The following is a 6,278-nucleotide window of genomic DNA, read 5'->3' on the forward strand; positions in this document are numbered from 1 at the left end:
CGGCACTCAAGTTTGTGTCTTTGGCAGATCTTCAGCAACACGCAATTTCCTCATGAGCGATAAGTTACCGATCGAAGTCGCGATCGCCATCCTACCCTTTGAGGGTAAGTTTTTGATGCAATTACGCGACAATATTCCTACGATTCTCTATCCAGGATTGTGGGGTTTGTTTGGCGGACATATCGAAGCGGGTGAAACCCCAGAAGTCGCTGTCGAACGGGAAGTATTAGAAGAAATCGGCTATCAGCTTACTAGCCCGAAGAAGTTTGCTTGCTATAGTGACGATCGGGTGATCAGACATATTTTCTATGCCCCGTTGACTGTCGATCTAGATAAATTAGTATTAACTGAAGGCTGGGATTTTGGGTTGATTAGTCACGCTCAAATCGAGGCTGGATGTGCTTATTCGGCGATCGCGGGTGAAGAACGGCCATTAGGCCCAGTACACCAACAAATCATGCTGGACTTTATCGAATGGTGGAGTTAGTCGATCGAGATTCTTCTTTCAGTGCGAGCTTAGTAATAATTAATAGCCCGATACTCATCACCAACATTGCTTGTGGTAAAAGTGCTAATAAGACGAAATAGAAAAACAAGAAAAGTGCATGGATGAAAACAGAACCTATGCCAACTTGGCGTGACGATCGAGAATTGATGTGCGGATACCAAGATTGGATCGAGATCCAGAATGTGTAACCGATTGCTAAGAAATTAGCGACAAATGCCAAAATTGTTTGCCATTCTTCTGGGAAATAGATCCCCAAATGAGAATAACTGCCCGTCATCCGCTGACTTATTTGAGAACCATTTAGCATTGCCAGCCCGGCCCAACCAATGGCAGAAAATACCAAGCTCAAAACGATCGGTGGCAATGAAGCTGCGAGGATGGCAGAAATTGTACTTAGCTGCAATAATCCCACCAGAATTAAACCGATCGCATTCCAAACCCAAGCATGAGGTACAGTCATTTGCACTAAGGCAATTGTATGTAGCGGCAAAGCTAATAATACTACCCAATAGATAAGAATTGGCACGCCGAGGAGTTTACCTAACACTATTTCCCGGGGTTGGACTGGCGACAAATTGACCAAATCTAGCGTACCCGTGCGGATCTCTCGATCGAAATCTTTGGCAATTAGATATATGCCGCCAATTGTTAGCGCAAACCAAATTTCGAGGTTGAGTAGTTCACAGACATGCAGCCACCAAGCGCGTGTAACGTACCAGTAAAGATTGTTAAACTCTAGTACCCGTGGATCTGGCAGTATTAATGTCAGCATTTGAGCCAGCAGCGAAATAATAGTTGCTATCGCTAAATTCGGCAGCGTTAGTCGTGTTTTTAGCTCCCTTCTTAATTGGGGATTCCAGTTACCAACGCGGTCTAAAAATCGATCGAACATAACTAATTAGTTGTTAGATCGAGGCGCGGATTGAATGATTCGATCGCGCGTAATTTTTCATAGAGTTCGCGTTCGGCAGGGAGGAGAGTTTTAGGGACGACAATTTGGATTTCGAGTAATTGGTCGCCGCGCTGAGAGTCTTCACCAGGAAAGCCTTTCCCCGCCAGTCGTAACTTTTGACCGGAGGTAACACTGGGTGGCAGACTGATTTTGACCAATCCATCGAGGGTTGGCACTTCTACAAAACCGCCCAGGACGGCTTCGACGGGCGTCACTGGTAGCTGACAATAGACGTTGATGCCATCGAGTCTGAAAAACTGGTGTGGGGCAACGTTAATTTTGAGATAGAGATCGCCACCTGCGATTCCCTGTCCGCGCAGGCGGATTTTTTGCCCGGATAGCATTCCGGCTGGCATCTCGACTTCCAAAGAGCGGCCATCTTCTTGAATCGTAATCCGTTCGCGTCCGCCCAGATAAGCTTTATCGAGGGGTAATGTGAGTTCGGCTTCGAGGTTTTTGGGACGCACTGGCGGTGCTTCGGCGAAGGCGTTGCGATCAGGGTCGCTAGCAACGCGGCTGCTGCGTCGATCTGTTTGACGAGCGGTGCGGGTAGTTTGGGCATCCTCCCGATTAAAGCGATCGCTGTTGACGCTACTGCTAGCTTCTTTTTTGCGCCCTAAGAGGCGATCGATAAAAGTATTAAAATCATCGCCAAATTCCTCTTCATCTGTCGTCCTCTCTCTGGGCGGATTATTAGTCGGAGCTTTGGTGCGATTTTTGCGCCAGAAGCCCGCAAACTTATCGTATTGCGATCGCTTGGATCGATCGGAGAGGATTTCGTAGGCTTCGCTAATATCTTTGAATTTGTCCTCAGCGGATTTGTCCCCAGGATTGAGATCGGGATGGTATTTCCGCGCTAGTCGCCGAAATGACTGTTTGATCTCATCAGCAGAAGCATCCCGCTTCACACCCAATAGCTCGTAGTAGTTGCGAATATCTTGTTGCATTGGTTTTAGAATTCGGATCCGGGCAAGATAGGGGTGCGGATTTTAAGAGTGCGGGGATCGAGGCAGCAGCTCGATCCGATCCGCGATCTCGATCGATACAGACATCATTGCCAGCCTTCTTCATCGTCCCAATCATCCTGAATCGGTTGGGGATTGGTGCGACGTGCGGGGTTGGGATTGGACTGGGTGCGCCGCGAGTCGGAGCGGCTAGAGTCATTACCGTAGCGAGGATTGCGCCGCTCTGACGGGTCTGTGGGCTGGGTTTCGTCGTCAGTGTAACGAGAGTTAGATTGACGTGGGTCGGATGATGTTGGATTGCGGCGCGGCGATGTGCGCTCGCGCGGCTCTACCGGAGTTGGTTCGTCATCCCAGAGGTCTTGACGGGGTGCGGGGGTATCGTCTAAGTAGTCGTCATCTCGCCGCTGGCGGGAGCGATCGACTGGTGGATTACTAGATGTCGATCGTTGCGGACGATCGTTACTGCGATTAGGGTTGTAACTGCGATCGTCGCGTTGAGTAGGATAGCGATCGTCGCGAGTATAGTTGTCATTGTCTTGTCTGGCATAATCCGGGCGGGAACCTCCCGGTTGCGAACCGCTCTCATCGCGATAGTTGGATTGAGATCGATCGTCGTAATTATTACGCGGGTTGCTGCGATTATCGCGAGTGCGATCTCTGGTATCACTGTAAGGATCGCGCGGGGTGTCATAGTTGCGGTTCGCATAGGGATCGCGCGGCGCATCGTAATTTTGAGGTGGCAGTGCGCCGCCTCTGGGGTAAGACTGGTAATCATTGCCCCGAGTGTCGTAGTAGGGATCGCGACGATCTCCGTAGGGATTGTAGACATCGCGACCATTATAGTTATCACGATAATTGAAATCATCATCGTCGCCGACAAAGATATCTTTGAGGGTACCGAGAATCCCTTTATCTTCTTCTTCGGTAAGCGTCTTCACCTGGCGGCTGAAGTCATAGATCGCGTCGTCGAGTTCGGTTTTGATCTCATCGATTAAGCGTTCATCGCTATCGGCGAGTGCCTCTCTTAGCTCTCTAATTAAGCCTTCGATTTGTTTGCGTTGGGCATTGGCAAACTGCATCCCAAATTCGAGGGCGACTTCCCGCAGTTGGCGTTCGGCTTGATAAGTCAAAGCTTCAGCGCGGTTGCGTTTGTCAATTTTTTCGCGTTTTTGTTTGTCGCTAGCTGCAAATTGAGCCGCTTCATCGATCGCGCGTTGAACTTCGAGTTCGCCTAGAGTTGATGCCCCTTGAATCGTGACGGTTTGTTCGCGTCCGGTGGTGCGATCCATCGCGGTGACTTGGAGGATGCCATTCGCATCGACATCCAGCGAGACTTGAACTTGGGGAATCCCTTTAGGTGCGGGGGGAATCCCTGTAAGCTTGAATCTACCCAGCGATTTATTATCGGCAGCCATTTCCCGTTCGCCTTGAACGACGTGGACTTCGACCATCGTTTGATTGTTTTCCGACGTGGAAAAGATATCCGATTTCCGGACGGGAATAGTGGTATTGCGGGGGATCAGTTTTTTCATCACGCCACCGATCGTTTCCAAACCCAAGGAGAGCGGCGTCACATCGAGTAACAGGATATCTTTGACCTCTCCAGCCAAAACCCCCGCTTGAATGGCAGCACCGACGGCGACCACCTCGTCGGGATTGACGTTTTGATTGGGGCGGCGGTTGATAAAACTCCGCACCAATTCCTGTACTGCCGGAATCCGCGTCGAGCCGCCGACTAAGACGACCTCATCGATATCCTCAGGACTTAACTGAGCATCATTCATCGCCCGTTTGATCGGCCCCCGCAGCCGTCCGATCAGATCGGCACACAACTCCTCAAATTGTGCCCGTGTCAGTCGCGTTTCGATGTGTTTGGGGCCTTCGGCAGTGGCGGTGATGAAGGGGAGATTGATATCTGTGACCATTACTCCAGACAGTTCGATCTTCGCCTTTTCCGCCGCTTCAGTCAGCCGCTGGAGCGATTGCCGTTCTTTGCGGAGATCGATATTTTCCGCAGCTAGAAATTGCTCTGCCAGCCAATCGACGATCTTGCGATCGAAATCCATCCCACCGAGCTGAACGTCGCCACTGGTAGATCTCACCTGAAACACGCCATCGCCGACTTCTAGTACCGATACGTCAAAAGTACCCCCGCCCAAGTCAAAGACCAGAATTATCTCGCTCTGGCGTTTATCCAACCCATACGCCAACGATGCTGCCGTCGGCTCATTTAAAATCCGCAGCACATCTAATCCGGCAATCTTGCCCGCATTTTTCGTCGCTTGGCGTTGGGAGTCATTGAAGTAAGCAGGTACGGTAATTACGGCACCAGTCACGGGTTCGCCCAGATATCTACTTGCTTCATCTGCCAATTTTTGCAAAATCATTGCCGAAATTTCTTCCGGCGCATACTCGCGATTTTGCTTGGGACATTTGATTTTGATCGTTCCATCTTCATCTTTGCGGATGGTGAAAGGCACTTGTTTGGCTTTGGGGCTGAGTTCGCCATATTTGCGCCCCATAAAGCGTTTGACCCCATAAAATGTATTTTGGGGGTTGAGTTCTGTTTGTCGCCGCGCCATTTGCCCGACTAGACGCTCGCCGTCTTTGCTGAAACCAACGACGGAGGGAGTGGTACGCATACCTTCTGCATTGGCAATTACCACTGGTTTTCCGCCTTCCATGACAGCTACCACTGAATTGGTGGTACCCAGGTCGATGCCTACTACTTTGCCCATCCGCTGTTTCCCTTGGTATGACTAATTTGTCACAAATATTGGTTTTATTTTATCCGATCGATCCACTGTTAGGGTGGGGATAGCACTACTCTTTAGGCTTTAGGGAAGAGGGGATAGGGAAAAGGGGATAGGGGATAGGGGGTAGAAGGTAGGTTGGGTTGAAGAATAAAACCCAATACTTCCAGGATGCTGTTGTGTTCGTTGGGTTGAGCAACTTGAAACCCAACCTACTTTCTATTCTGCTTCCCTATTCCCTATTCCCTATTCCCTATTCCCTATCCCCTATTCCCTATTCCCTATTCCCTATTCCCTATCACCTTTTCCCTATCCCCTACTTTCCTACTTCCCAATACAAAAACGACTAAAAATCCGATCGAGAACAGATTCGGTGACTTCCTCGCCAGTGACTTCGCCCAAGGCTCTAATCGCTTCGCGGAGGTCGATCGTCCAGAAGTCTAGGGGGAGTCGATGGTCGATCGTGGTTAAGACTTGTTTGAGGGCAGTTTGGGCGCGAATCAGGGCAGCGGCTTGGCGTTGATTGATGGCGATCTCGATATTGGCAGCATGGAGTTTGCCGCCTGCGACGACTTCGAGAATTGCGGCTTCGAGCCGATCGATCCCCAGATCTCTGGCTGCTGCTGTTGTGACGACGCTGGCGATCCCTGGCGGGAGATCGAGTTTGGGCAGTGTTGTAACTAGATCGATTTTATTGGCAACGACGATCGTCGTAATGCCGTCAATATGGGCATATATCTCCGCTTCTGCCTCCGTCCAGCCAGCTTGAGCGTCGATCGTCAGTAGAACTAAATCGGCGGCTTGAGCGGCGGCTTTCGATCGAGCGACGCCGATTTGTTCGACGACATCAGTTGTGTCTCTAATCCCCGCTGTATCTAAGACGCAGACGGGAATGCCGCCGACGACTAGTTGGGATTCGACGACATCTCGGGTCGTCCCTGGCAGTGCCGTGACGATCGCTCGATCGCTCCGACTCCAGGCATTTAATAAGCTCGATTTACCCACATTCGGACGACCCAGGATGGCTACCTTCAAGCCGCTCCGCAGGAGTTCCCCCCGATCGGCTGTCTGCACGATCTGGCCGATTTCGGTCGCTAAAG

General features: G+C 50.6%; 5 protein-coding genes. 1 reads left to right on the forward strand and 4 read right to left on the reverse strand.

The window, feature by feature from the left end:
• Positions 1-52: 52 nt before the first annotated feature.
• Positions 53-487, forward strand: coding sequence for an NUDIX hydrolase (locus RMO84_RS13110; protein WP_396135850.1), 435 nt, complete (start codon positions 53-55; stop codon positions 485-487).
• On the opposite strand, the gene RMO84_RS13115 is transcribed toward RMO84_RS13110, so the two are convergent.
• The 4 genes from RMO84_RS13115 to RMO84_RS13130 form a co-directional block, all read right to left on the reverse strand.
• A complete protein-coding gene (locus RMO84_RS13115; RefSeq protein WP_310488900.1) occupies positions 468-1,400 on the reverse strand; it encodes a hypothetical protein in 933 nt (310 codons plus the stop codon). The genes RMO84_RS13110 and RMO84_RS13115 overlap by 20 nt on opposite strands.
• A 2-nt stretch (positions 1,401-1,402) precedes the next feature.
• On the reverse strand, positions 1,403-2,407 hold the full coding sequence (locus tag RMO84_RS13120; RefSeq protein WP_310488901.1) for a J domain-containing protein: 1,005 nt from the start codon (positions 2,405-2,407) through the stop codon (positions 1,403-1,405).
• Positions 2,408-2,511: 104 nt separating this feature from the next.
• A complete protein-coding gene (gene dnaK, locus RMO84_RS13125; protein WP_310488902.1) occupies positions 2,512-5,163 on the reverse strand; it encodes a molecular chaperone DnaK in 2,652 nt (883 codons plus the stop codon).
• A gap of 339 nt (positions 5,164-5,502) precedes the next feature.
• The coding region (locus tag RMO84_RS13130; protein ID WP_310488903.1) for a GTPase at positions 5,503-6,278 on the reverse strand (776 nt) is incomplete at its 5' end.

It is taken from the genome of Chamaesiphon sp. VAR_69_metabat_338 (assembly GCF_031423935.1).
GTDB lineage: Bacteria > Cyanobacteriota > Cyanobacteriia > Cyanobacteriales > Chamaesiphonaceae > Chamaesiphon.

Excerpts from the sequence above, each read along its gene's own strand:
- RMO84_RS13110 (WP_396135850.1), top strand. The coding sequence starts at position 53 with ATGAGCGATAAGTTACCGATCGAAGTCGCGATCGCCATCCTACCCTTT.
- RMO84_RS13115 (WP_310488900.1), bottom strand. The coding sequence starts at position 1,400 with ATGTTCGATCGATTTTTAGACCGCGTTGGTAACTGGAATCCCCAATTA.
- RMO84_RS13120 (WP_310488901.1), bottom strand. The coding sequence starts at position 2,407 with ATGCAACAAGATATTCGCAACTACTACGAGCTATTGGGTGTGAAGCGG.
- dnaK (WP_310488902.1), bottom strand. The coding sequence starts at position 5,163 with ATGGGCAAAGTAGTAGGCATCGACCTGGGTACCACCAATTCAGTGGTA.